Origin of the sequence: Pararoseomonas sp. SCSIO 73927 (assembly GCF_037040815.1) — a bacterium.
GTDB lineage: Bacteria > Pseudomonadota > Alphaproteobacteria > Acetobacterales > Acetobacteraceae > Roseomonas.
In genome coordinates this window covers 3694053-3718107 of the sequence record NZ_CP146232.1, presented here as the reverse complement: position 1 = coordinate 3718107, position 24055 = coordinate 3694053, and the positions used below count along the sequence as shown (strand labels likewise).

General features: G+C 74.5%; 18 protein-coding genes. 11 read left to right on the top strand and 7 right to left on the bottom strand.

Annotated elements, in window-relative coordinates; translation table 11 throughout:
* Window positions 1-80 precede the first annotated feature (80 nt).
* Window positions 81-1091 (bottom strand): tripartite tricarboxylate transporter substrate binding protein, encoded by a 1011-nt coding sequence (locus VQH23_RS17515; RefSeq protein ID WP_338662016.1) that lies wholly within the window; start codon window positions 1089-1091, stop codon window positions 81-83.
* A 105-nt stretch (window positions 1092-1196) separates the two neighbouring features.
* On the opposite strand from VQH23_RS17515, the gene VQH23_RS17510 reads away from it, so the two are divergent.
* Entirely contained in the window at window positions 1197-1418 is a 222-nt protein-coding gene (locus tag VQH23_RS17510; protein WP_338662015.1) for a DUF1289 domain-containing protein, read from the top strand.
* Window positions 1419-1456: 38 nt separating this feature from the next.
* Here the strand turns inward: VQH23_RS17510 and VQH23_RS17505 are convergent, their stop codons facing one another.
* On the bottom strand, window positions 1457-2770 hold the full coding sequence (locus tag VQH23_RS17505; RefSeq protein ID WP_338662014.1) for a glycoside hydrolase family 3 N-terminal domain-containing protein: 1314 nt from the start codon (window positions 2768-2770) through the stop codon (window positions 1457-1459).
* Between the two features lie 179 nt (window positions 2771-2949).
* Window positions 2950-3702, bottom strand: coding sequence for an RNA methyltransferase (locus VQH23_RS17500; RefSeq protein WP_338662013.1), 753 nt, complete (start codon window positions 3700-3702; stop codon window positions 2950-2952).
* Window positions 3703-3997: 295 nt separating this feature from the next.
* Between VQH23_RS17500 and VQH23_RS17495 the strand changes: the two genes are divergently transcribed.
* The 4 genes from VQH23_RS17495 to VQH23_RS17480 all read left to right on the top strand — a co-directional run bounded on the left by VQH23_RS17495 (window position 3998) and on the right by VQH23_RS17480 (window position 9379).
* The gene (locus tag VQH23_RS17495) at window positions 3998-4927 is read left to right on the top strand and encodes a hypothetical protein (protein WP_338662012.1); all 930 of its coding nucleotides are present in this window, start codon (window positions 3998-4000) and stop codon (window positions 4925-4927) included.
* Window positions 4928-5014: 87 nt separating this feature from the next.
* Window positions 5015-5878, top strand: a complete 864-nt coding sequence (locus tag VQH23_RS17490) for a branched-chain amino acid aminotransferase (RefSeq protein WP_338662011.1) — start codon at window positions 5015-5017, stop codon at window positions 5876-5878.
* A 184-nt stretch (window positions 5879-6062) separates the two neighbouring features.
* Window positions 6063-6833, top strand: coding sequence for an SPFH domain-containing protein (locus VQH23_RS17485; protein WP_338662010.1), 771 nt, complete (start codon window positions 6063-6065; stop codon window positions 6831-6833).
* A gap of 218 nt (window positions 6834-7051) precedes the next feature.
* The gene (locus VQH23_RS17480) at window positions 7052-9379 is read left to right on the top strand and encodes an Orn/Lys/Arg decarboxylase N-terminal domain-containing protein (protein ID WP_338662009.1); all 2328 of its coding nucleotides are present in this window, start codon (window positions 7052-7054) and stop codon (window positions 9377-9379) included.
* Between the two features lie 292 nt (window positions 9380-9671).
* Here the strand turns inward: VQH23_RS17480 and VQH23_RS17475 are convergent, their stop codons facing one another.
* Window positions 9672-10634, bottom strand: a complete 963-nt coding sequence (locus VQH23_RS17475) for a PfkB family carbohydrate kinase (RefSeq protein ID WP_338662008.1) — start codon at window positions 10632-10634, stop codon at window positions 9672-9674.
* On the opposite strand from VQH23_RS17475, the gene VQH23_RS17470 reads away from it, so the two are divergent.
* From VQH23_RS17470 to VQH23_RS17450, 5 genes are all read left to right on the top strand, one after another.
* Window positions 10633-11373 carry an RNA pseudouridine synthase gene (locus VQH23_RS17470; protein WP_338662007.1) on the top strand — a complete coding sequence of 247 codons (741 nt, stop codon included), beginning with the start codon at window positions 10633-10635 and terminating at the stop codon, window positions 11371-11373. The genes VQH23_RS17475 and VQH23_RS17470 overlap by 2 nt on opposite strands.
* A 49-nt stretch (window positions 11374-11422) precedes the next feature.
* On the top strand, window positions 11423-13135 hold the full coding sequence (locus VQH23_RS17465; protein ID WP_338662006.1) for a sensor histidine kinase: 1713 nt from the start codon (window positions 11423-11425) through the stop codon (window positions 13133-13135).
* A gap of 13 nt (window positions 13136-13148) precedes the next feature.
* Entirely contained in the window at window positions 13149-13742 is a 594-nt protein-coding gene (locus tag VQH23_RS17460; protein ID WP_338662005.1) for a hypothetical protein, read from the top strand.
* A 62-nt stretch (window positions 13743-13804) separates the two neighbouring features.
* The gene (locus VQH23_RS17455; protein WP_338662004.1) at window positions 13805-14488 is read left to right on the top strand and encodes an HAD family hydrolase; all 684 of its coding nucleotides are present in this window, start codon (window positions 13805-13807) and stop codon (window positions 14486-14488) included.
* A gap of 3 nt (window positions 14489-14491) precedes the next feature.
* Window positions 14492-14866: a hypothetical protein gene (locus VQH23_RS17450; RefSeq protein WP_338662003.1), complete on the top strand. Its 375-nt coding sequence runs from the start codon at window positions 14492-14494 to the stop codon at window positions 14864-14866.
* Window positions 14867-14980: 114 nt separating this feature from the next.
* Here the strand turns inward: VQH23_RS17450 and VQH23_RS17445 are convergent, their stop codons facing one another.
* Both VQH23_RS17445 and pbpC read right to left on the bottom strand, forming a co-directional pair.
* Entirely contained in the window at window positions 14981-15721 is a 741-nt protein-coding gene (locus VQH23_RS17445) for a choice-of-anchor K domain-containing protein (protein ID WP_338662002.1), read from the bottom strand.
* Window positions 15722-16037: 316 nt separating this feature from the next.
* Window positions 16038-18083, bottom strand: a complete 2046-nt coding sequence (pbpC, locus tag VQH23_RS17440; RefSeq protein WP_338662001.1) for a penicillin-binding protein 1C — start codon at window positions 18081-18083, stop codon at window positions 16038-16040.
* A gap of 163 nt (window positions 18084-18246) precedes the next feature.
* Between pbpC and VQH23_RS17435 the strand changes: the two genes are divergently transcribed.
* Window positions 18247-18720 carry a CAP domain-containing protein gene (locus VQH23_RS17435; RefSeq protein WP_338662000.1) on the top strand — a complete coding sequence of 158 codons (474 nt, stop codon included), beginning with the start codon at window positions 18247-18249 and terminating at the stop codon, window positions 18718-18720.
* 49 nt (window positions 18721-18769) lie between these two features.
* On the opposite strand, the gene VQH23_RS17430 is transcribed toward VQH23_RS17435, so the two are convergent.
* Entirely contained in the window at window positions 18770-23977 is a 5208-nt protein-coding gene (locus VQH23_RS17430; RefSeq protein ID WP_338661999.1) for an alpha-2-macroglobulin, read from the bottom strand.
* Window positions 23978-24055 lie beyond the last annotated feature (78 nt).

The following is a 24055-nucleotide window of genomic DNA, read 5'->3' as shown; positions in this document are numbered from 1 at the left end:
ACGCTTGAAACGAAGCAGGGCCTGAAACGAAGCGGGGCGGCCCCGAAGGACCGCCCCGCCGAAATCCCGTCCCCCGGAACTCAGTCCAGGGAAGCGCCGGACTCCTCCACCAGCCGCTTCCACAGCGCGTCCTGCTGCTGCAGGTACTGGCCATAGCCCTCCGGCGTCTCGTCCCAGGCCGGGGTGAAGCCCTGCGGCTCCATGCGGCCCTTGAACTCGTCGGACTTCACCACCTGCAGCAGCGCCTGGTGCAGCCGGTCCACGACCGGCCGCGGCGTGCCGGCCGGCAGGTTGACGCCGTACCAGCTCTGCATGTCGATGTTGGAGCCGGGCAGCAGCTCCTTCATGGAGGGCACGTCCCGCAGCTCCGGCACGTAGGTGATGCGCTCCGCGCTCCCCACCGCCAGCGGGCGGAACTTGCCCTCGCGCACGTTCGGCATCGCCGCCGGGATCACGTCGAACATCATGTCGATGTTCCCCGCCAGCAGGTCCGCGAAGGCAGGGCCGCCGCCGCGGTACGGCACGTGCGTGATCTCGACGCCCGCGGCCTTGGCCACGGTGGAGATGGTGATGTGGCTCACCGTCCCCGTTCCGGAGGAGCCCATGGTCAGCTTGCCCGGATCCTTCTTCGCCGCCGCGATCAGCTCGCCGAAGCTCTTCCAGGGCCGGTTGGAGTTCACGATCAGCAGCACCGTGCCCGTCGTCACCCGCGTCACCGGCGCCAGGTCGCGCAGCGGCTCCAGCGGCATGGAGCGGCGGTAGAGGTACTTGTTCGCCGCCATGATGGAGACGGAGGTGAGAAGGATCGTGTACCCGTCCTTCTCGCTCCGGGCCACGAAGTCCGCACCGATGTTGCCGCCCGCGCCGCCGCGGTTATCCACCACCACGTTCTGCCCGAGGATGCCCTGCAGCCTCTCCGCCAACAGCCGCCCGGTCAGGTCCACCGCGCCGCCGGGCGCGTAGGGAACCACGATTCGCGGCGGCCGCGCGGGCCAGTTCGTGCCCTGCGCCAGGGCCGAGGGGGCCAGGATAGGCAGGCCGAGCGGCGCGACGGCCGCGGCGCCCAGCAGGGCGCGACGAGTGGGGTGCATGACACTCTCTCCGGAGTTGTGAAGCCGCCGTCATGTCGCCCCAAGGCCCGCCCGGGGCAAGCCCTGGAGCCTTGCCCAACCGCCCGCCGCACCCAAGAAAGGGGCATGTCCGATCACACCGCGCCCCTCGAGGAGCGCCCCTGCATCAAAATCTGCAAGTACGACGACAGCACCGAGTGGTGCCTAGGCTGCGGGATGACGAAGCCCGAGAAGAAGGCCTGGAAACGCGCCCCGGAGTACCGCGCCGCCATCCACGCCAACCTCCCCGCCCGGATGGAGGCGATGGAGGCCGCAGGGCATGTCACGGGTAGGGCCGCGAAGAAGTAGGTTCGGGGCGGACCGCAAGGGGGTCACGCTTCCTCGCATCAGTGGCCCTGCGGCCGCGCGACCGCCCGTTCCAGCCGCCGCCGGCTTTCCGCTAGCAGAGTCGGATCCAACGTCCCTCGCCGCCGGGCTTCCAGCACGCAGGACATGGCGCGGTAGTACCCGTCCGGATCCCAGGAGAGCAGCAGCACGTCCACCCCCGCGTTCAGCGCGGCGATTCCCGCTCCGCACAACCCTGCCGCGAGGATCGGCGCCATGTTCATGTCGTCCGTCACCACGATGCCATCGAAGCCCCACTCCTGTCGCAGCAACCCCGTGACCACCCGCGCCGAGAGCGAGGCCGGCCGCTCCGGGTCCAGCGCCATCACCGTCGCATGCCCCAGCATCAGCCACGCCTCCGTGCCGCCCAGGACGTGGCGGAACGGCATCAGGTCGCTCGCTTCCAGCTCCTCCCGCGTGGCTGCGATGGGCGCGGTCGCGACGTGCGTGTCCGCCGTCGCGCGCCCCAGTCCCGGAAAGTGCTTCAACGTGGCGGTCACCCCCGCCTCGGCCAGTCCGCGCGCATAGGCCAGCCCGATTGCTCCGACGATGCGCGGGTCGTCGGAGATGGCGCGCTCGGCGATCGGGCTCTGCAGGTGCCGGCCGACCTGTAGGCCCGGCACCCGCAGGTCCAGCACCGGCGCGAAATTCACGTTCACCCCAAACGCCGCCAATCCCGCACCTTCCGACGCACCACGGGCCTGCGCCGCCGCTTCCCGCCCCACTGCCGGCAAGTCCGCGAGCGCGCCCAGCGGAGGCAGGGTGGGCAAGGGAGGAGACAGCCGCGACACCGCCCCCCCTTCCTGATCCGTCGCGACGAAGAGCGGCGGCAGACCCGCCTCTCGCCGGATCGCCTGCAAATCCGCGATCTCCGTCCTCAGCGCTTCCGCGCTCCGTCCTTCCAGGTTCCGCGTCGTCACGAACACGCCCCCGATCAGCCCCCGCGCCGCGAGCGATGCCACCGCCCGGGCATCGGTGTAGCCGACCAGGAAGTGCCGCCCGACCTCCTGTCCGGCGGCGCCCGACCCGAGCACCGCCCGCACCTGCTGCGCGAACAACAGCTCCCCATGGATCGCCAGCGCCGGTCCGGCTGCCCAAAGCAGGGCCAGACCGGGCACGAGGCCGCCTCGCCAACCGCGACGGCGCCACATCCACAGGCAGACCAGCGCGCCGGCCACTCCAAAGAGAACGACCCCCGATGTCGCCGTCCCCCGCAGTGCAAGTAGCCGCGGGTCGCGCAGGTGGACCGCCGCCACCAGCAGGCCCGCCCCCACCACCAGCGACGAAATCACGGCGGGCCAGTGATGCCGCGCCAAGCCCGATCTCCGCCCCTCATAACCCATCATCCTACGCCCTGGTCATCCCACGCCCTGGCGCCCCATCGAACCTCCCGCCGAACGCGGACGAGGATCGGGTTGAGAGACGGCCGCGGCAACGCCGCCCGCGTCCCTCTCGATCGGCCTAGACTCCCCACCGGACTTCGCGGGGATCGATCCTATGCTCGCCGCGCCGAGAGCGCGTGGATCAGCACCGCCGCCGCGACGGAGACGTTGAGGCTCTCCACCCGCCCCGATCCCGGCAGCGTCACCTGCATGTCGCAGGCCGCCGCCGTGGCGGGGCTCACCCCCTGCTCCTCGTTCCCGAGCACCAGCGCCACGCAGCCCCCCGCCGGCCGCCGCGCCAGCACCGCCTCCGGCGCCACCCCGCCGGAGGACACTGCCGCCACTGTCATCACCCCCAGCCGCGGCAGCGCTGCCGTCAAGTCCGGCGCCGTCCACAGGCTCAGCACCTCCAGCCCCCCCTCGCTCGTCCGCCAGGCCGCGTCCGAGAGCCCGGCCTGCCGGGGATCGCCCGAGAGCACCATCCCGATGCAGCCGAAGAAGGCCGCGGACCGCGCGATGGCGCCCAGATTGTGCGGGTTGGAGACCCCGTCCAGCACAGGCAGCACCGGTGCCGTCCGCAGCGCGGGCGGCAGCGGCAGCGCCACCGGCGCCACCCGCCGCCGCGCCACCACGGCCACGATCCCCCCGTGGTGGACCGTGCCCGCCACCCGCGCCAGCTCCTCTTCCCCCACCTCGCGATAGGGCTTCCGCGCCTCCGCCAGCACCGCGCAGAACGGGTTCGCCTCCCGCCGGCGGGTGGGCAGGTGGAACAGCCGCAGCACCTCCCGCGGCCGGCGCGCGAACACGGCCGAGACGGCCGCCAGCCCGCAGATCCGGTCCGGCTCCGGCGGGCGCGGCGGGCGCATCCCCGCTCCCCCGGGGGGCAGCGCGTCGCCCGGCCCTTCGAGCGATCCTTCCGCGAACCCTCCCGGCGGCCCGCCCGGCCGCGCCTGCCCCGGGCGGAGCGCGCCGGTCGCCGGCGGCCGGGGCCGCCGCGGGCCTGGGGGAGGAGGTCGTTCCATTCCGCCCATCCACACCGCGCGCCCCGCGGGGTCAACCCGCCAGGGCCTCGCTGCCGCCTGCCACCTAACCTGCCCCTGCGGCGTTCAGCGCCCGTCCCCTCACCCCGAGCCTGGGCAACCCCCGAGGAGGAGCACCGCCGTGCCAGCCCTATCCCCCGGCCCCCGCCCCGGCCCCCGCCATGGCCGCCGCGGCCTCCTCGCCGCCTTCGCTCTCCTGCCCGGCTGCGCCCCCCTCCTCCCGCCCCTGGCGGGAGGCACCGCACCGGAAGCGAAGGCCCTCCTCGATGCCAACGCCGAGGCGCACGGCCTCCCCGCCCTGCGCCGCGTGAACGACGTGAACGTCTCCTACGACGGCGAATGGGCGCCGCTCATCGGCCGCATCCAGCCCGCCCTCGTGGATTCCGGCCATCGCGGCCCCTCGCAGGAACGCCTCCTTCCCGGCCACCGCCTGCTTGCCCAGAACTTCACTGGCTCCGCCGGCCGCAAGGCCGTGCTCCGCCGCTGGGCCGCGAACGCCCCCGGCACCGTCCGCGTCCGGTTCGAGGACCGGGACGCGACGGAGGAGGACCGCCGCGCCGCCGCCCTCGTCGCGGACGGCTATGCCCTCTTCCTCCTCGGCCCCATGCTCCTCGCCGGCCCCTGGGCGGCGGACCGCGCCCCCCTCCTCGCCCCGGGCGGCGAGGAGCGCATCACCGTCAGCGGCCGCGCGAGGGACTGCGACATCCTCCGCGCCCGCATCGCCCCCGGCCTCGGCTTCTCCCCCGCCGAGGAGCTGGCCCTCTACATCGGCCGCGCGGACCGCCTGATGCACCGCGTCCGCTTCGGGCTGGAAGGTCTGGAATCCACCCGCGGCGCCGTCGCCGAGGTGGACCTGTGGGACCACATGGAACGGGGCGGCATCCGCTGGCCCACCCGCTTCCACGAACGCCTCCTCCGCCCCTTCCCGCTGGCCGTGCACGACTGGCACCTCACCGGCCTGGACCTGGACCGCGGTCTCACCCCTGCCGACCTCGAGGGCGAAACCCTCTCCCCGCGCGCCGCCGCCCCAGCGGGCGCGCCCCTGGGATAGACCGCCGGGAGAACCGCCCGCCCACCCCTTCCCCGCCCACCCCCGCCATGCCAGTTTCCGCGCCCTTCGCGGACAGGGAGAGAAACGATGGCCGGCGTCTTCTGGCACCTCGGCAACTGGTCCACCGAGGAGCCCAAGGTCCTCGGCCCCATGGACCACGCCTTCTGGCTGGGCTCCGTGATCTTCGACGGCGCCCGCGCCATCCGCGGCACCGTCCCGGACCTGGACCTGCACTGCCAGCGCTGCGTCAGGTCCGCCCGCAACATGCGGATGAACCCCACCATGACGGCCGACGAGATCGAGGAGCTCTGCCGCGAAGGCGTCCGCCGCATGGGCCCGGAGGCGGAGCTCTACATCCGCCCGATGTTCTTCGTCCGCCGTGGCCTCGGCGCCTCCCAGCCCGATCCCGACAGCACGGAGTTCATCCTCTCCATCTACGATTCCCCCCTGCCCCCGCCCACGGGCTTCTCCGCGATCACCGCGCCCTTCCGCCGCCCGGCCCCGGACCAGGCGCCCACAGACGCCAAGGCCAGCGCCCTCTACCCCAACGGCGCCCGCGCCGCCGCCTGGGCGCGGGAGCAGGGATACGAATGGGCCGTCATGCTGGACCCGGACGGCAACGTGGCCGAGTTCTCCGCCGCCAACCTGATGATGGTGAAGGACGGGGTGGTGATCACGCCGGTGCCCAACGGCACCTTCCTCGCCGGCGTCACCCGCGCCCGCATCATCGAGCTGCTGCGTGGCGCAGGCCGCGAGGTGCGCGAGGACGTCGTGACCCCGCAAATGCTGGAGGACGCGGACGAGATCTTCGCCACCGGCAACTTCGGCAAGGTCCAGCCCTGCACCCGCTACGGCACGCACGACATGCAGCCCGGCCCCGTCGCCGCCGAGGCCCGCCGCCTCTACTTCGAGTTCGCCGAGACCGCCCGCATCATCCCGAAGCCGGCCTGAACCCCGCGGGGCGGGAGCATCGGCCCGCCCCTGGGAGTCGGCGTCAGATTTTCGGCGTCACCTTCTCGGCGTCAGATTTCCGGACGGGGAGGCGGGAACCGGATGCCTCCGGCATCGTTCTCGCGTTGCCGGCGGGACCAACCCGGTCCCTTCCGGCACCCGCGCGGAGGAAGCCGGAACGCCCATGCCGAGGGACGACAGCCTGCCCGCCTCCACCACGGACAGGGCAAGGGCGGAAGCGGCCCGCCCCCGCGCCTCCCTGATCGGCCTCGGCATCCTCGCCGTTCTCCTCGTCGGCTGGATCGCCTACCGCCAGGTCGCCGTCGTCCCCGGCCCCGGCCAGATGATCCTCATCGGCAGCGGCGGAGAGGTGACGCGGGTCCTCGGCCCCGGCCAGTGGGGCTTCCTCAACCCCTTCAGCCAGAGCGCCAAGCCCTACGACATGGCGCTCCTCGCCTCGGACCGCTCCACCCCGGACCGCGGCATGCCCGCCCTCAGCGCGGAAGGGCACGCCGTCACCCTCTTCGGCACCGCCTTCTGGAAGGAAGGGGACGAGAGCGACCTGCGCTGGCGCTACGCCCATATCCGCGCGGGCGCCGACGCGATGCCCGCCCTCATGGCCGCCTCGGTCCAGACGGTGATGGGCCGCCACCCTATCGAGACGATCATCCGGGACGCCTCAGCCATCGGCCGCGAGCTGACGGACGACCTGAAAGCCCGCGCCCGCGGCCTGCTGCGCGTGAACATCGCCGAGTTCGCCCTCACCCGCATCGAGCCCGGCGAGAGCTGGCGCGCGGTGGTGAGCGAGCGGGAGCTGGGCCGCGCCCGCGCCGCCTCCATCGCCGCCTCCCCTGCCCTGTCCGGCGAGAACCCCCAGGCCATGGAGCTGGAGCGCATCCGCCGCTGGGACGGGCGGGGCATCATCCCCGAACGGCCGGGCCGCCCCGAACCGTGAACGCCCAGCTCTGAACGTCATGCCCTGAACGTCACTCCGTGATCGTTGGGACAAGCGGTCATGAGTACGGCGCCATGAACCACCTCCTGTCGGAACCCGCGCCCCATGCCCGGCCGGCCGGGCGATCAAGCGGAAATGAGCCGGCCCGCGGCGGGATGCACGGCCGAAGTCACCGCACCGCGGTAGACGCGCCGCGCCGCCTGTAGCAGGACCCCGCCATGGAATACGCCCGCCGCTTCAAGTTCCTCGTCTGCGCCCCCGGCTTCGACGAGGCCGATCTGGAAGGCGCCCGGCTGCGCCAGATCATCGCCGAGATCGAGGGCATGGGCTACGGCGTCACCCGCGCCCGGCGGGACGACGACGCGGAGCTCGTGGTCCGCACGGACGCCGCCATCGGCTGCATCGTGGTGGACTGGGGCAAGAAGGGCCTGCAGGGCCGCGCCGCCGCCCTCATCGCCCTCGTCCGCAAGCGCGGGCTGGAGATCCCGGTGATCCTCCTCGTGCGCCGCCAGCGGCTGGAGGACATCCCCGTCGAGGTGCTGGACGACGTGGACGGCTTCGTCTTCCTGGCGGAGGAGACGCCGGACTTCATCGCCCGCAACCTCGTCTCCAAGCTGCGCCAGTACGCGGACACGCTGAAGACCCCCTTCTTCGGCGCCCTGGTGGACTACTCCGAGCAGGGCAACCAGCTCTGGACCTGCCCCGGCCACAACGGCGGCAACTTCTACGCCCGCAGCCCCATCGGCCGCATCTTCGTGGAACACCTCGGCCAGGCCGTGTTCCGCGACGACCTCGACAACTCCGTGCTCGACATGGGCGACCTGCTGACGCACGAGGGCCCGGCGCTCCGCGCCCAGCAGGAGGCCGCCGAGATCTTCGGCGCGGAACGCACCTACTTCGTCCTCAACGGCACCTCCACCTCCAACAAGATCGCGCTCCAGGCCCTGCTGGCGGAAGGCGACCTCGTTCTCTTCGATCGCAACAACCACAAGGCCGCGCATCACGGCGCGCTGTTCCTCGGCGAGGCGACGCCGATCTTCATCGAGACCATGCGCAACCCGCACGGCCTGATCGGCCCCATGCTGGCCGATGCGCTGGACGAGGATCGCCTGCGCGCCGCCATCCGCGACAACCCGCTGGTGCGCGACCCGGAGGCGTGGAAGCGCCCCCGCCCCTTCCGCGCCGCGGTGGTGGAGCAGTGCACCTATGACGGCACGATCCACTCCGCGGACGAGATCATCGCCCGCATCGGCCACCTCTGCGACTACATCCTGTTCGACGAGGCCTGGGCCGGCTTCATGAAGTTCCACCCGCTCTTCCGCGGCCGCTTCGGCATGGGGCTGGAGAAGCTGGACGGGGACAGCCCCGGCATCATCGTCACGCAGAGCACGCACAAGCAGCTCGCCAGCTTCTCGCAGGCCTCGCAGATCCACGTGAAGGACAGCCATCTCGGCGAGCAGCGGCGCCGCGTGGAGCACCGCCGCTTCAACGAGATGTTCCTGCTGCACGCCTCCACCAGCCCCTTCTACCCGCTCTTCGCCTCGCTCGACGTCGGCGCGCAGATGATGAAGGGCCGCTCCGGCATGGTGCTGTGGGACGACACCGTCCGCCTCGGTGTGGAGCTGCGCAAGAAGCTGCGCCTGACCCGCCGGGAGTTCGAGGCCGACCCCGACCCGGCGAAGCGCTGGTTCTTCGAGCCCTTCGTGCCGAAGACCACGACGGTGGATGGCGCGACCATGCCCTGGGAGGACGCGCCGACCGACGCGCTCGCGGCCGACCCCGCCCACTGGGCGCTCGAGCCCGGCGCCGAGTGGCACGGCTTCGGCGACAACCCCCGCGGCTGGGCCATCACGGACCCCAACAAGCTCACCCTCCTCACCCCCGGCTTCGCCGGCGGCGGCTACGACGAGCACGGCATCCCCGCGCCCGTCGTCGCGGAATACCTGCGCCAGAACCGCATCGTGCCGGAGAAGAACGACCTCAACTCCCTCCTCTTCCTCCTCACCCCCGGCGTGGAGAGCAGCAAGGCCGGCACGCTCCTCGCGCACCTCATCACCTTCAAGAAGCTGCACGACAACAACGCCCCGCTGGACGAGGTGATCCCCCGCTTCGTCGCCCGCAGGCCGGAGCGCTACGGCCGCGCGCGGCTGCGCGACCTCTGCGCGGAGATGCACGCCTTCTACCGCAGCGCCGGCATCAGCCGCCTGCAGACCGCGCAGTTCACCGCGAACCACTTCCCGGAGATGGCGATGCCGCCGAACGAGGCAGTGCGCGCGCTGGTGAAGAACAAGGTGGACTACGTCCCGCTGGAGGAGACCGCCGGCCGTATCGCCGCCACCCTCTGGCTCGTCTACCCGCCGGGCATCGCCACCGTGATCCCCGGCGAGCGCCTGGACGATCGCGCGAAGCCCATGGTGGACTACCTCAAGGCCTTCGAGGCCGCCTGCAACCGCTTCCCCGGCTTCGAGAGCGAGGTGCAGGGCCTCTACCGCGAGACCGGCGCCGACGGGCGCACCCGGTTCTACACCTACGTCGTGCGGGAGTAGCGCCCGGTGGCCCCGGGGGAAGGCTTCGCCTTCCCCCGGCCCCCCATTCACCGGGAGGCTGAGCCTCCTGGACCTTCTTGGGGCTGCCGCGGATGCAATGATCGAGGGGAGTTCCAACCTTCGTGGAAACCGTCCTGCGCTGACAGCCGCCTCGGGTCGAGGATCCGAGGCGTGCGCCAGATCAGCAAAACCAATCGATAGAAGAAGATGATGGTGGGAGGTCCGGAGGGAGGAGGAATTCCTTCTTCCTCCCTGGCCACGGCGGCCGACCGCAAGCCCGGACCCGCCGCCCCTAAGCCTTCCGCCGCGCCCGCACGGAGGGCACGTCCCCGCCCTCCGCCAGCATCGCCTCGACCGCCTCCCGCCCCGGCGTCCGCCCGTCCCGCGCCCGCAGCGCCCCGGCGGCCGAAGCGAAGCGCAGCGCCTCCTCCACCTCCTGCCCTTCGGCCAGCGCCAGCGCGTAGGCCCCGTGGAACACGTCCCCCGCCCCCGTGGTGTTCGTCGCCTCCACCGGGAAGCTCGGCTGCCGCGCCGCCGCCACCATCCCCGGCGCCCGCCACAGCGTTCCCTTCTCCCCGTCCGTCACCGCCGCCAGCGCCAGCGGCCCGGAGGTCAGCGCCCGCCACAGCCCCTCCTCGGGCGCCACACCCGGCGCGAAGATCCCCAACCCCGTGCGCGCGAAGATCGCGTGCCCGGCCAGCGGCACGAGTTGCCGCAGGATCCGCTCCTCGCTCTTCTCCGCGTCCAGCACCGCGGGCAATCCCCGCTCTCGCGCCGCGCGGAACACCGCCTCCGCCGCCTCCGGCCAGCGCGGGTCGCACAGCACGGCCCCCGCCCCCGCCAGCCGCTCCAGCGGCAGGCCGGAAGGGTCGGCCGGCAGCCTCTCGCCGCGGTAGGTCACGATGCTCCGCTCCCCCACCTTGTCCACGATCACGGCCGAGAGCGGCGTGCGCGCCCCCTCCGCCATCACGAGGCCGGAGGCGTCCACCCCCTCCTCCTCCAGCGCGTGCCGCAGCGCCACCCCGGCCTCGTCCCGGCCCACGCGCCCCCAGAACACGGCCCGCCCGCCCAGCCGCGCCACCGCGATCGCCGCATGGGCCGCCATCCCGCCCACCCCCACGGAATAGCCCCGCGCCGTGACCTTGGAGGGCGGAAGTTCGATCTCGTCCACGCGGAAGCTATGGTCCGTCACCACCTGCCCCACGCAGACCACGACCGCACCCTTACTCACCGTATCGGCAGCACCGGACCCCATGCGCGACCCCTCATCCCTGCCCGGCAAACTCGCCGCGCGAATCCTGCACATCCGGCCCGAGCTGATGGTGATCGACAAGCCCGCCGGCCTGCCCCTCGATCCCGGCCGCGCAAGCGGGCCCAGCCTTGCCGACTGGCTCCCGCTGCTCCAGCTCGGCAAGCGCCACCTTCCCCACCCCGCCCACCGGCTGGACCGGGACACGGCCGGCTGCCTCGTCCTCGGCCGCACGAAGCCGGCGCTCGCCGCCCTCAACGCCCTCTTCGCCGCCCGCGCCGTCCGCAAGACCTACTGGGCCGTCACCGCCGGCAGCCCGAGTGGCGATGCGGGCGTGATCGACGCCCCCCTCCGCAAGGTCAGCACGCGGGAGGCTGGCTGGCGCATGGAGACCCATCCGGAAGGCCAGCCCGCCCGCACCGCTTGGCGTCTGCTCGGAACGGCCGCGGGGCCGGAGGGCGACCTCGCCTGGCTGGAGCTGCAGCCGGAGACCGGCCGCACCCACCAGCTCCGCGTCCACCTCGCCGCCCTGGGCCTCCCCATCCTCGGCGACCCCGTCTACGGCACCCGTGCGCACCCGGCCGGGCTGCACCTCCTCGCCCGCGCCATCGCCCTCCCCGCCGGACCGGAAACAGGCGCCGCCCTTGTCTGCGAGGCGCCGGTCCCGCCGGCCATGGCCCCCGCCTTCGCCCGCTGCGGCGCCCCCACCCGCACCCCCGGTCCCAGCCCCGTCACGAAAGTTTGACGACCCCTCCCCCGGCCTGCCAAACCGTGTGGGCAAGGAACGGGGAACCATGCCGGAGGGCCTCAACATCGCGCTTCCGCAGTCCCCGGCGGTGCAGGGAGAGATTGGGCAGGCCTCCCGCTGGACCTTCAGCCAGCGCCTCGCCCTCGTCTACGGCGCCGTCTCCCTCGTCATCCTCCTCGGCGCCGGCGCCTTCACCTGGTGGCAGGCCGAAACCCTCTCCGCCCGCAACGAGGACCTGGCCGTCGCCGAGACCCGCCGCCTCGCGGAGCGCGTGGGCAGCGCGCTGGAGCAGGCGCGCCAGGGCGTCTCCGTCCTCGCGGTGGCCGACCCGATGTCGCGCGGGCCGGAGGGCTGCACCGCCCTCATCAACGGCGCCCACCTCACCATGGACGCCCTGGTCCGCCACGTCTTCGTCGTGGATGCCGGGCACCGCATCACCTGCTCCACCCTCCCCGCCATGACGGGCCGCCCCGCCACCCAGGGCGTCTCCCGCACCGCGGAGCTCACCGGGCGCCCCGTCACCGGCGCCCTCGTCCCCTCCTCCTTCGGCGCCGGCCAGGTCATCGGCATCGCCCACCCCATCCGCCGCAGCGGACGGCACGAGGCGGTGGTCGTCGCCGCCGTCACGGTGGAAGGGCTGCGCGACGCCATCGCCCGCTACGTGCCCGCACGGGAAGGGCTCCGCGTCTGGCTCCTCGATTCTGCGGAGGCCAGCGTCGCCCTCGTCGGCGCGCCGGACGACCCCCTGCCGGCCCTGCCGGACGCGCTGCGCGTCTCCTTCAACGCCCCCACGCCGGACGATGCCGGAACGGCGGCGGAGGGCGGCCAGGTCCTCATCCAGGCCCGCGCGACGGACGACCTCTCCCTCGTCGCCGCCTTCCCGGAGAGCGCGATCCGCGCCGGCGCCCCGCTGGAGGTCGCGCTGCCGCCCCTCCTCCTCGCCCTCGTGCTGCTGGCCGGCATGGGCGCCCTCTTCTGGTCCGTCCAGCGCTTCGTCGTCGCCCCGCTCGAGGCCGCGACCCGCCGGCTGGAGGCCCCGGACGGCGGCCTTCCCGCCGAGGCCATCGCCGAGGCCCCCTCGGACGTCGCCGACCTCATCCGCCGCCTCGGCGCCACCCGCGCCACGCGGGACGAGGCCATCCACCTGCGCGACCTGCTCCTGCGGGAGGCGCACCACCGCATCAAGAACCACCTCGCCCTTGTCACCTCCTTCCTGCGCCTGCAGGAGCGCCAGCTCTCCGACCATGCCGCGCTGCAGGCCCTGCGGACCGCCCAGGGCCGCATGGTCGCGATCGGCATGACCTACGAGCTGCTGCATGACGGCCCCGGCCAGCGCGTCGCGCTCGACACCATGCTGGACCGCTTCGCCCGCGCCCTGGAGGCGCGCGACCTGACGGAGGGCAGCGCCTCCGCGAGGGTGGAGACCGACCTCGCGGCACTGGAGGTGCCGGCCGACGTGGCCGTGAAGATCGCCCTGGTGGTGAACGAGCTGGCGACGAACGCCCTAAAATACGCCTTCACCGGCCGCGGCCCCGGCACCGTGCGGATCACCCTTCGCCCCGCGGGCGAGGACGGCTTCACCCTCCGCGTCGCGGATGACGGCAACGGCATGGCGGAGGAGCCTCGCCGCGGCCTCGGCATGACGGTGGTGGACAGCCTTCTCCGCGGCATCGACGCGACGATCGGTCGCGAGCCCGGCCCCGGCACCGCCTTCGTCATCACCTGGCTGCCCCGCCCCGCCGCGCGTCCCACCCGCTGAGGCGCACGCCCTGATGTTCTCCCGCCTGGACGCCCGCCGCGCCGCCCTGCGCGCCCGGCTGGCGGAGCCGCACCGCGCCTACCACGCCCAGTCCCACGTGGATTCCATGCTGCGCGGCATGGCCGCCCTTCCCGGCCCCCTTGCCCACGCCGCCGCGATGGAGCTCGCGATCTGGTACCACGACGCGGTCTACGACCCCGCCGCGCGCGATAACGAGGCCCGCAGCGCCGCCCTGCTGCGCGCCGATCTCTCCGGCCTAGTCCACCCGCAGGTGATCGGCGTCGCGGCCGAGATGATCCGCCTCACCGCCACCCACGAGATCCCGCCCGACCTGCCGGAGAACTGGCACCAGGACGTCGCGCTCTTTCTCGACCTCGACCTCGCGGTCCTCGGCGCCGGCCCGGCGGAGTACGACGCCTACGAGCGCGGCATTGCCGCCGAGTACGAGCCCGTGCACGGCCGCGACGCCTACCGCACCGGCCGCGCCGCCTTCCTCCGCGCCCTGCTCGGCCGCCCCCGCCTCTTCCACACGGACGGGTTCCACGCCGCGCTGGACGGACAGGCCCGCGCCAACATCCGCCACGCCCTGGAACAGCTTTCAGCTTGAATCTTCCGGGCTGAACGAGGACCCCGGCCCCGCGTTACCCGCCGGCAGAGGGGAGTCGCCGCATGATTCAGGCCGTGATCTTCGACGTGGACGGCACGCTGATCGATTCCGTCGATCTCCACGCCCGCGCCTGGGTCGACGCCTTTCGCGAGATCGGCCACGACATCCCCCACCTCACGATGCGCGACAGGATCGGCAAGGGCGGCGACCAGCTCATCCCCGAATTCCTTCCCGCCGGGGAGCTGGAGGAGAAAGGGGAAGCGCTGGAGAAGCGCCGCGGCATCATCATGAGGGAGCGCTACACCCCCCTCATCCGCCCCTTCTCCTGCGTGCCAGAGCTCTTCCGCCGCATCCGCGCGGACGGCACCCGCCTCGTCCTCGCCTCCTCCGCCAAGGCGGAGGAGTTGCAGGTCTTCAAGCGCGTCGCCGGGATCGAGGAGCTGGTGGACGCCGAGACCTCCTCCGACGACGCGGAGCGCTCCAAGCCCCACCCCGACATCTTCGAGGCCGCCTTCGCCCTCTGCGGCACCGAGGACCGCGGCGCCGTGGTCACCGTCGGCGACACCCCCTACGACGCCGAGGCGAGCGTGAGGGCCGGCCTCCGCCCCGTCGGCGTCCGCAGCGGCGGATGGGCCGACGAGCCCCTGCGCGCCGCCGGCTGCATCGCCGTCCATGCCGGCCCAGCCGACCTCCTCGCCCGCTACGGGGACACCCCACTGGCCCCGGGGCCGGCCGGGCGCCGCTGAACGGTGGCGCCGCGCCGCGGCCCGCTGCAGCCCGGCGACGCCGCGCGCCTGGCCCGCGTCCTCGCCCTGCTCGGCTCGGAGCATGTCGGGGAGCGCGCCTCGGCCGCCCTCGCCGCCCACCGTCTGCTGAAACGCCTCGGTCTCTCCTGGCCGGAGGTCCTGGCCCCCGCCGAGCCGCGCCCCGAGCCTGCCCCGCCCGCCCTGCTGGAAGCCGCGGAATCCCGCCTGCGCCAGTCCCAGCGCGAGAACGCCGAGCTCCGCCGCCAGATCACCCTGCTGAAGCGCCGCCTGGAAGCCCTGCAGCCCCGCCCGCCCGCTGCCGGACCGGATGAGGAGGAGGCGGGCCCGCCGCAGCGCTGGCGCGACCCCACCCGCTGAGAGAGGGAAGTGCCCCGGAACGGAAAGGGGTGGATGCCGGCCCCCGGCATCCACCCCTCCCCATCACGGCCGGCGGCACGTCATGCCGCCGCCGGCCGTCCGGCGCCGCGCCGATCAGGCCGCGGCGTCAGTCCGGTCCTTCGCGCCGCGGCGCAGGCGGGTCATCCCCAGCCCGACCAGCCCCATGCCGAGGATGGCGAGGGAGGCCGGCTCCGGCACCGCCGTCTCACGGAAGTCCGCCGTGATGCGCAGCCGCGCCGTGTTGCTCTCCGGGTTGAACCAGGCCCCGGTGGCCGCGTTGTAGGTGCTGCCGCCGCTGCCAGCGAGGAGCGAGATCCGGATGTCGGAGATCGTCAGGCCGCCGAAGGAGGCGTTCAGCGGGCTCGCGGCGCTGATCAGCAGGTTGGTGACGCTGTCGCCCGGCGGGTTGGTCGGCTGAAGGATGTTCAGCACGACCGTCTGGACGAGGCTCTGCAGCGCCGGCGCGGTGAAGTTCAGGGCCAGGTTGTAGTTGGCGCTGAAGTTCTGGTCCGCGTTCGACGTCGGGTTGTTGGTCCAGTTGATCTGCCCGATCTGGTAGTCGTTCTGCGGGGTCTGGATCGTCACCGCGCCCTGATCCACGGCGGTCAGGGTGCTGTAGGGCTGCACGGGAAAGCCGAGGAACGAGCTGGTGCCCAGGGTCAGCGTGTTGCCGTTGTTGCTCACGGTGCAGGCCGGGGCCGTCGCGGAGCAGGCCGAGACGCCGGAGAAGCTCCCGTCGGAGGAGAAGGTGACGGGAATGGCCAGGCTCTGGCCGGCCGCCAGGGTCGCCGGCAGGGCCACGGTGGCCGCCAGGATCAGTTTGCGAACGTGCATCGGATTACTCCCTCAATCCCCCCGATCCACCAGACGAGGACACTCATCCGACTCGAGGACGAAATCATAAGGGCAAGTGACGTGCCAGGCTGAAATCCTTTTTGAAAGCAGCATCTTGAGTGGAGCCTTCGTAGTTTCCGTTCCGGTCTCGTAAAACCTCTCGACGCCTGCCCCGGGCGGGCTTCCCGCGCGCGCAGGCCACCGGGAGAAGCCCCGGCCCATCCGTCCCCGCCGACCTCGTCTCGACGCTCCGGAGGTGCGCGACGCACAGCACCGATGACGACGCCGCCGATAACCGGCGGCCCGCCGACCGCGCCTAGTCCGCACCCCGCACCCGGATCGGCGCGCTCACCGCCCCGCCATGCGCGTCCAGCACCGTCACCCGGTAGAAGCCCGGCCCCGGCGGAACCCACCCCGCCTCCCGCCGCGCCCCGCCCTCGGCCACCGGCACACCGTCCACCAGGAAGGTGAAGGGCCGCCGCCCGCCAGCCGCCCGGATCGTCACCGCCCCCCCGTCCATCACCGCGCCGGCGGGCGGGAAGAGCAGCCGCAGCCCGTCCACCGGCGCCGACCCGGCCGCCCGCGCCAACACCGCCCCCTCCACCGCCCGCGGCGCGGAGGGCAGCGCCGAGAAGACCCGCGCCAGCACGGGCAGCGCCAGGCTCCGCCCCGTCGCCCCGGGAATGGCCGTCCCGTCCGGCCGCCCCACCCAGACCCCGGCGGCGTGGCGCGCATCGAACCCCACCGCCAGCGCGTCCCGCCCGCCCCAGGAGGTACCGGTCTTCCACGCCACCCCCTCCGGCCCGCCGCCCGGGAAGGGCTGGGTCAGGATCGCCGCCACCGCCTCCGCCGCCGGGGCCCGCACCACCGCCTCGCCCTCAGGAAGCACACCAGGGGGCGGCCCGCCGGCCATCACCCGCAACGCACCGCCTCGCCCGCCATCGCCGAGCGCCGCGGTCACCCCCACCAGCTCCCGCAGCGTCACCCCCGCCCCGCCCAGCGCCAGCGGCAGCGCCGCCCCTGCCCCCGGCGGCATGCGCGGCGGCGCCCCCAGCCGCTTCATGGCGGAAGCGAAGCGGATCGGCCCCAGGGCCTCCATCAGCGCCACCGCCGGCAGGTTCAGGGATTGCCGCAGGGCGGAGGCCGCCGTCACCCGCCCGGAGAAGCCGCGCGCGAAGTTCTCCGGCGCCCAGTCCCCGAACAGCCGCGGCAAGTCCTCCATCACGCTGCCCGGCCGCGCCAGCCCGCGGTCGAAGGCCATGGCGTAGAGCAGCGGCTTCAGCGCGGAACCGGGGGACCGCACCGCCCGCGTCAGGTCCAGCGCCCCGGCGCGCCCCTCCGCCAGCCACTCGCCGCCCACCACCGCCCGCGCCTCGCGCGATCGTAGATCCGCCACCACGATCGCGACGGAAGCCCGCTCCGGCAGCCCCGCCATCGCCTCCCGCGCGATCCCCTCCATCGCCCGCTGCAGCCCAGCCTCCAGGGTGGTCCGCAGCACGCCCCCGGATACCCCAGTCCCGGGCGCCCCCGGCGCCGAACCTCCCGGCGCCTCCGGCACCAAACCCCCGGTCGCCCCCCGCGCCACCTCGCGCGAGAGGTGCGGCGCCAGCCCGGGCATCCGCCGCCGCGCATCCGGCGTCCCCTCCGCCAGCGCCGCCAGCCGCTCCACCTCCGGCAGCGCCGGCGCCCCGCGCCGCGTCAGCACCGCGTTCCGCGCCGCCCGCGCCGCCTCCGCGTGCCGGTCCGGCCGCAGCGCCTCCGGCCGCCGCGGCACCGCGACGAGCAGCGCCGCCTCCGCCACCGAGACCCGCTCCACCGGCCGCCCGAACCAGGCCAGCGACCCCGCCCGCACCCCTTCCAGGTTCCCGCCCATCGGCGCCAGCGTCAGCCAGGCCCGCAGCACCCCCGGCTTGCCCAGCCGCCACTCCAGCTGCACCGCCCGGAAGGCCTCGATCGCCTTGCTCCGCAGGTTGCGCGGCCGCGGCTCCAGCAGCCGTGCCGCCTGCATGGACAGGGTGGACCCGCCCGAGACCACCCGCCCCGCCCGCGCCCACTGGAAGGCCGCCCGCCCCAGCGCGATCGGGTCCACCCCGGGATGCCGCCAGAACCGCCGGTCCTCCGCGGCCACCAGCAGCTCCACCAGATGCGGCGGCACCTCCTCCGCCCCCACCGGCAGCCGCCACACCCCGCCCGGCGCCGGCAGTGCCGAGAGCGTCCGCCCCTCCCGGTCCACCACCACCCGCCCCACCGTCTCCAGGCGGGAGAGGTCCGGCGGGAACACACGGTCCAGCACCAGGAACAGCACGAGGGCGCCTGCCACGGGCCCCAGCGCCAGGCCCGCCCAGAATCCGAACCTGCTCATGCCGAACCTGCTCCTGCCGAACCGGCCCATGCCGAACCGCACGCGATACCCCCTCCGCCCGGCCGCCCCGTCAGCCCTGCCATCCTCGCACGGCCGGCTCCGCCAGCAAGCGCCCGCCGGACCCGGTGCTGCAAACCCGCCGCGCCGGCGCCACCTCCCGCCCATGCGCGCCGCCCCTCTCCTCCCGCTCCTCCTCGCCGCCTGCGCCACGGGCCCGGCGGACCTGCCCGCCCGTCTCCTCGCCGTCGACGCGGCGGAGCGCGCGGCCGTCGGCGTCCCGCCGCTCCGCTGGGATCCCGCCCTCGCCGCCGAGGCCGATCGCTGGGCCCGCCGCCTCGCCGCCACCGGCCGCCTCGCGCACGAGCCCGGGATCGGCGACGGCGAGAACCGCAGAGGAGAGAACCTCTGGACCGGCACCCGCGGCGCCTACACCGTGGAGAGCATGGCGCGGGCCTGGGCCGCGGAGGGCGCGGCCTTCCGCGCCGGCGCCCGCGACCTCGCCCGCACCGGCCACTACACCCAGATGGTCTGGCGCGGCACCGAGGCCCTGGGCTGCGCCCTCGCCTCCGGCGCCGCGGACGTCCTGGTCTGCCGCTACAGCCCGCCCGGCAACAGCGCCGGCCGCGCGCCCTTCTGACCGACTCACCCCAGGGCGCACCCCAACGCGCACCCCGGGCAGCGCCCCGTCACGGCGCCGGCGCCACGCTCACCTTCCCCGTGTTCTGCCGCGCGAAGACCGCGGGGCGGTACATGTCCCGCACCTCCGCCCCCGGCAGCTCGAACCGCCCCGCCGTCACCGCCCGCACCCGCACGGCGAAGCGCGCCACCGGGCTCTCGGGCGTCAGCGTCACGGCGGCGGCGAAGCGGTCGTCCAGCGCCGGGAAGGCGTCGGCGGCGGTCAGCTCGCCGAGGAAGTCCATCCCCGCCAGCGTCCCCTCGCCGCCCACGCGCCCGACGATCTCCCACCCCGCCGGCAGCCCCTGCTGCACCATGGCCCGGTGCGTCTCCCCGGTCTCGGCCCGCGCCTCAACCTGCATCAGGAACACCTGGTTCTGCCGCAGCGTATCCAGGTTCACCGGCGTCCCGTCCGTGTTGAAGAACCGGCGGGAGATGCGCATCCCCGCCCGCCCGGCGGGCTGCGCCTGCACGGGAAGCCCGGCCAGGGACACCGCCTGCGGCACCGCCCGGTCGCCGAAGTTCCGCACCTCCGCCCGCCCGCCCAGCACCGCCGAGACCACCGGCGACACCGCCAGCGCCCGCCCGTCGAGCGAGACCCGCACCGGCCGCCCGTCCTTGCCGAGCGAGGAGGCCAGCAGCACCCCCCATGCCGCCTCCTGGGTGGAGGCCGCCTCCGGCGTCAGCTCAGCCCCGGGCACCCGGCCCAGCGCCTCCGCCATCCGCCCCTCCAGCACGCCGCTCTCCTTCAGCAGCAGCGTCACCGCCAGCGCGTCGCGCGCCGCGCTGCCGTAATCCTCGTGCCAGGCCCGCCGCGCCGGCGCCGCCAGGGCGGCCGCGAAGGCCTCCTCCGCCCTGGCACGATCGCCCATCCGCGCGAAGGCCGCGCCCAGCTGCGCCTTCGCCAGCGGCGTCGGCAGCTGGTCCAGCCCCTCGAACAGCCGGCGCGCCGCCCCCGGCAGCCCGCGCCCCGCCAGCGCCAGCACGTACTGGCGATAGGCCATCACCGCCCGGTCCAGCGGCTCCTCCATGTAGGAGCTGTCCGCATCCTCGCGAATGCTCTTCAGCAACGCCTCCAGCGGCGCCTCCGGCACCGTCGCCCCCGCCGCCTTCGCGCGCAGAAGCGCCTCCGCGCCGTAGGAGGTCACGAACCGGTCCGCCGACCCGCTCGCCGACCACAGCCCCAGGCTCCCGTCGTAGCGCTGCTTGTCCAGGATCTGCGCGATCGCCCGCTGCATCCCCACGTCACGGTCCGGCGCCGCCTCGAATCCCACCAGCGCCATCAGACGGCTCGCCGCCTGCTCCCCGCAGGAGAAGGGGAAGTCCAGGTTCACCCGCATCAGCGCCGCCGGGTCGTAGCGCACCGGCTGCCCCCAGGTGCCGCGAACCGAGGTCGTCCCCGGCACGAAGCGCGCCAGGTCCGGCGCCACCCCCACGGTCGCCCCCGGCGCCACGGATCCCACCGCCACCTCCCGCAGCAGCGGCCGCGGGGAGCGCAGGGTGATCCGGCTCTCATGTGTCGCGGAGTAGCCACCCGGCCCCGTCACCGCCACGCGCACCACGCCCTCGCCGGCACCCGCCACACGGATCGTCGCCGCCGGCAGCGCCCGCTGCCCCTGCGCCAGGTCGCCGCCGAGATTCTGCCCGCCCTCGACCGAGAGCGGCCCCTCCACGGACACGCTCGCCCGCACCCCGCCCCCGGCCAGGTCCAGGTTGTGCAGCAGCACCGGCAGCCGGGCCTCGTCCCCCGGCGCCAGGAAGCGCGGCAGCAGCGCCTCCGCCACCACCGGGTCCCGCACCGTCACCGGCCGCGATCCGGACCCCACACGGTCCCCGGACCAGGCCACCGCCATCAGCCGCAGCTCCCCGTTGAACTCCGGCAACTCCAGCGGCACCACCGCGCGCCCATCGGCGCCCACCGCCACCACGCCGGAGAACAGCGCCACCACCCGCTGCGGCGGCTGCACCCCCGCCAGGTCCATGTCGTCGTCGCCGCCCTGACGCAGCACCGTCGGCTCGCCATCCGCGGGCGCGATCAGCCGCCCGTAATCGTCCCGGATATCCAGCCCCAGCTTCCGCCGCCCGAGGAAGTGCGCCGCCGGATCGGGCGAGGCGAAGCGCGTCAGCCGCAGGATACCCTCATCCACCGCCGCCAGCGTCAGGTACGCCGCCCCGCCGGCGTTGGAGACGCGCACCGGCACGTCCACCCGCCGCCGCGGCCGCAGCAGCGCCTCGCCCTCCACGGCCACTTCCAGCCGCCGCGCCGCGGGGTCCACCCCCACCCAGGCCAGCCCAATGGCCCGCCGGGGTGCGGCAACCCCGCCGGGCGACGGCGAAGCCGCACCGGGCGACGGCGAAGCCGCACCGAGCGACGGCGAAGCCGCACCGAGCGACGGCGAAGCCGCGCCGGGCACCGGCGTCTCGCCCGGCCGGAACACCGTCACCGCCACCCAGGCGCCCGGCCCCCAGCCCGCATCCACGGGGATCTCCACATCCGCCCCGCCCGCCGCCACGTCCACGTCCCGTACGGAGAGCACGCGGTCCGTCAGCACCGCCACGCTCGCCCGCCCGGCGAAGGGCGGCGTGATCCGCAGCCGTGCCGTGGACCCGCCCGCATAGGCCTGCCGGTCCGCCGCCACGTCCACCTTGTCCGGCACCGCCGGATCATCGGACCCCACCCAGCCCGAGCGGAACCGCAGCGTCGCGATCGCCATCCCGCCGGGCTGCGAGACCTCCAGCCGGTACCGCCCGAAGCCCAGCCGCCGCGCGAAGCGCCCGGGCCGCCCCGGCGCCACCGTGAGGTCCGCGGAATCCACCGGCTCGTCCTGCCACACCGTCGCGTAGCGCGAGACCCCGTCGATCCGCGTCAGCTTCCAGCTCGGCCGCTCCCGCACCAGCCGCGCCCGCAGCCGCCCGGACAGCGCCTGCCCGGTGGGCGAGACCAGCGCGGCCTCCACCACCGCCTCGCCGCCATCATCCACGGAACCGCCGGAAAACGCCGGCCGCAGCGCCACGAAGGGGTTGGCGGAGCGCACCCCCACCGCCGCCGTCGCCCGGCTCCCGCGCCCGCCCGGCTCCGCCATCGTCACCACCACCTCCGCCCGCAGCGGGCGGGACGTGTCCGGCAGGTTCGGCAGCGTCAGCGGCACGGAACCCTTCCCGTCCGCGTCCAGCTCCGGCACGTCGATCGTCTGCAGCCCGCCGTCGAAGGGCTCCTCCGCCAGCCCGAAGCGCCAGCCCTTCCACGCCTCGAAGGGCTCGGGATCCACGGCCAGGCGCATCTCTGCCTGCCCCGTCAGCCCCGCCCCCGGCGCGCCGTAGAGGAACCGCGCCTCCACCGGCAGCTGCAACGGCGCCCCGCCCACCAGCGGCCCCGGCGCCGGCCCCGCCGTCACCGCCAGCCGCTCCGGCACGAAGGCCTCGACCTGGATCCCGATGGAGGCGATGGGCGGCCGGTTCGGATCGAGCAGCGCCTCGATCGTCCACCCGCCCGCCGGCGCACCGGCGGAGAGAGTCGGCGCCCACAGCACCACCCCTTCCGGCCCGCGCTCCGGCACCGCCTCCGCCGCCACCTGCCCGTTGGGCCGCCGCAGCCGCAGCCGGATCGGCAGGTCCACCACGCGCCCCGCCGGATCGCGCGGCAGCAGGGAAAGCCTCACGGCCTCGCCCGGCCGGTAGATCCCCCGGTCCGTCCAGAGGAAGGCATCCACCGGCCCCGGCCACTGCCGCCCCGTCACCCCGCGGTCGGACAGGTCGAAGGAGGCCGCCTCCAGGTCCAGCGCCACCAGGTCCTCGCCCAGCTGCGCGTGGATCGCCACCGGCCCCACCGGCCCCTCGCCCCGCAGCAGCGCGCCGCCGAAGCGCGCCAGCCCGTCATCCCCGGTCGTCGCCTCCGCCAGGATGTCGTTGTTCCGCGCCATCAGCGCCACGCGCACGCCCGCCTTCGGCCGCGCATCGCCCAGCCCGCGCGCCTGCACCGCAAGCCCCTCGCCGCCGCGCCACGCCGTCAGCCCCAGATCGGTCGCCATGATCGGCAGCGCCGCCGTGTTGCCGGTCTCCCGCTCCCCGTCCTGCGCGTTCCGCGCCAGCAGAACGAAAAGACCTGGCCCGGATCCCGTCAGCGCCTCCGGCAGCGGCAGCGCCGTGCGCTGCATCGCGTTGCGCTGGTAGCGCGGCACCTCCGCCGTGCCCTCCCACACCACGCGCCCCCGGCTCTCCGGGATCTCCTCGGCCTGGTACCCGCTCAGCTCCTCGCCCAGCCGGTTGCCCTGCACCAGCGGCACGAGGTTCCGCTCGCTCACCCGCACCAGCCGCAGGTTCAGCCGCTCCACGTTCATGGTCGCCACCGTCACCCGCGGCGGCGCCCCGCGCGGCAGGATGAAGGCCTTGCTGTCAAAGCCGATCCGCTGCGCCCGGTCCGGCATCGCCACGTCCACGGGCAGGTCCGCGCGCAGATTCGCGCCCCCCTCGCCCGGCAGCCCGGCGCGCAGCACCAGCCGCGTCCGCCGCCCCCAGGGCAGCCCCGCCACGCAGAGCCGGTCGCCCTCCTTCACCACGGCCAGGCCGGAGATCGCCGGCTCGGCCCGCACCCAGTCCTCCGGCTGCCAGTTGTCGGCCCGCCGCGGCGTGACGGTGAAGGCCAGGCAGGCCCGCGCCGGCTCCGCCTCCGGCTCCGTCTGCACCCGCCGCAGCAGCATCCCCGCCTCGCGCCGCGCATCCGCCAGCGCCGCCTTCGCCCCCTGGTCCTCCGGCAGCCGCTCGACCACGGCCTCCATCACCTGGATCACCAGCGGCCAGCGCGCCTGGGCGCGCAGCGCGTCCGCCATCACCCGCAGGGAGGGAACTTCCGCCTCCCCCGCCTCCACGCTGTTGAAGTTCTGCTGCGCCGCCTGCAGCGCCTTGGCAGGGTCCGGCGGCACCCGCCGCATCGCCGCCTGCGCGAGAGAGAGCCACATCTCCGGCCGGGGCTGCGCCATGCCCAGCCGCTCCTCCCAAGCCGCGACCGCCGCCGCCCAGTCCCCGCGCCCCTCGGCCTCCCGCGCCCGCCGCTCCGCCGCGGTCCGCTGCGCGGGCGTGCCACCGGCGGGGAACCGCGCGGTGAGCGTGCTGGCGTAGCGCGACGACTCCGCCGAGAGCCCAGGCAGCTCGAACCCCTGCGCAAGGGCCCCGCCGCTCCCCATCAGAGAGGCAGCAACCATCAGGCAGCGAAGCAGGCGCATGGCGTGGACCGTGATTCTCGTTTCGCGCAGCTTGCCACAGCCGCACCGCCTGCCCAGCCGCCGCCCGCGCCCGCGCGG

What these genes read in the sequence shown, in the direction of transcription:
- VQH23_RS17455 (WP_338662004.1), top strand. Translation starts at nt 13,805, where the DNA reads ATGATTCAGGCCGTGATCTTCGACGTGGACGGCACGCTGATCGATTCC.
- VQH23_RS17445 (WP_338662002.1), bottom strand. Translation starts at nt 15,721, where the DNA reads ATGCACGTTCGCAAACTGATCCTGGCGGCCACCGTGGCCCTGCCGGCG.
- VQH23_RS17430 (WP_338661999.1), bottom strand. Translation starts at nt 23,977, where the DNA reads ATGCGCCTGCTTCGCTGCCTGATGGTTGCTGCCTCTCTGATGGGGAGC.
- VQH23_RS17470 (WP_338662007.1), top strand. Translation starts at nt 10,633, where the DNA reads ATGCGCGACCCCTCATCCCTGCCCGGCAAACTCGCCGCGCGAATCCTG.
- VQH23_RS17465 (WP_338662006.1), top strand. Translation starts at nt 11,423, where the DNA reads ATGCCGGAGGGCCTCAACATCGCGCTTCCGCAGTCCCCGGCGGTGCAG.
- VQH23_RS17435 (WP_338662000.1), top strand. Translation starts at nt 18,247, where the DNA reads ATGCGCGCCGCCCCTCTCCTCCCGCTCCTCCTCGCCGCCTGCGCCACG.
- pbpC (WP_338662001.1), bottom strand. Translation starts at nt 18,083, where the DNA reads ATGAGCAGGTTCGGATTCTGGGCGGGCCTGGCGCTGGGGCCCGTGGCA.
- VQH23_RS17515 (WP_338662016.1), bottom strand. Translation starts at nt 1,091, where the DNA reads ATGCACCCCACTCGTCGCGCCCTGCTGGGCGCCGCGGCCGTCGCGCCG.
- VQH23_RS17490 (WP_338662011.1), top strand. Translation starts at nt 5,015, where the DNA reads ATGGCCGGCGTCTTCTGGCACCTCGGCAACTGGTCCACCGAGGAGCCC.
- VQH23_RS17460 (WP_338662005.1), top strand. Translation starts at nt 13,149, where the DNA reads ATGTTCTCCCGCCTGGACGCCCGCCGCGCCGCCCTGCGCGCCCGGCTG.
- VQH23_RS17510 (WP_338662015.1), top strand. Translation starts at nt 1,197, where the DNA reads ATGTCCGATCACACCGCGCCCCTCGAGGAGCGCCCCTGCATCAAAATC.
- VQH23_RS17500 (WP_338662013.1), bottom strand. Translation starts at nt 3,702, where the DNA reads ATGCGCCCGCCGCGCCCGCCGGAGCCGGACCGGATCTGCGGGCTGGCG.
- VQH23_RS17475 (WP_338662008.1), bottom strand. Translation starts at nt 10,634, where the DNA reads ATGGGGTCCGGTGCTGCCGATACGGTGAGTAAGGGTGCGGTCGTGGTC.
- VQH23_RS17480 (WP_338662009.1), top strand. Translation starts at nt 7,052, where the DNA reads ATGGAATACGCCCGCCGCTTCAAGTTCCTCGTCTGCGCCCCCGGCTTC.
- VQH23_RS17485 (WP_338662010.1), top strand. Translation starts at nt 6,063, where the DNA reads ATGCCGAGGGACGACAGCCTGCCCGCCTCCACCACGGACAGGGCAAGG.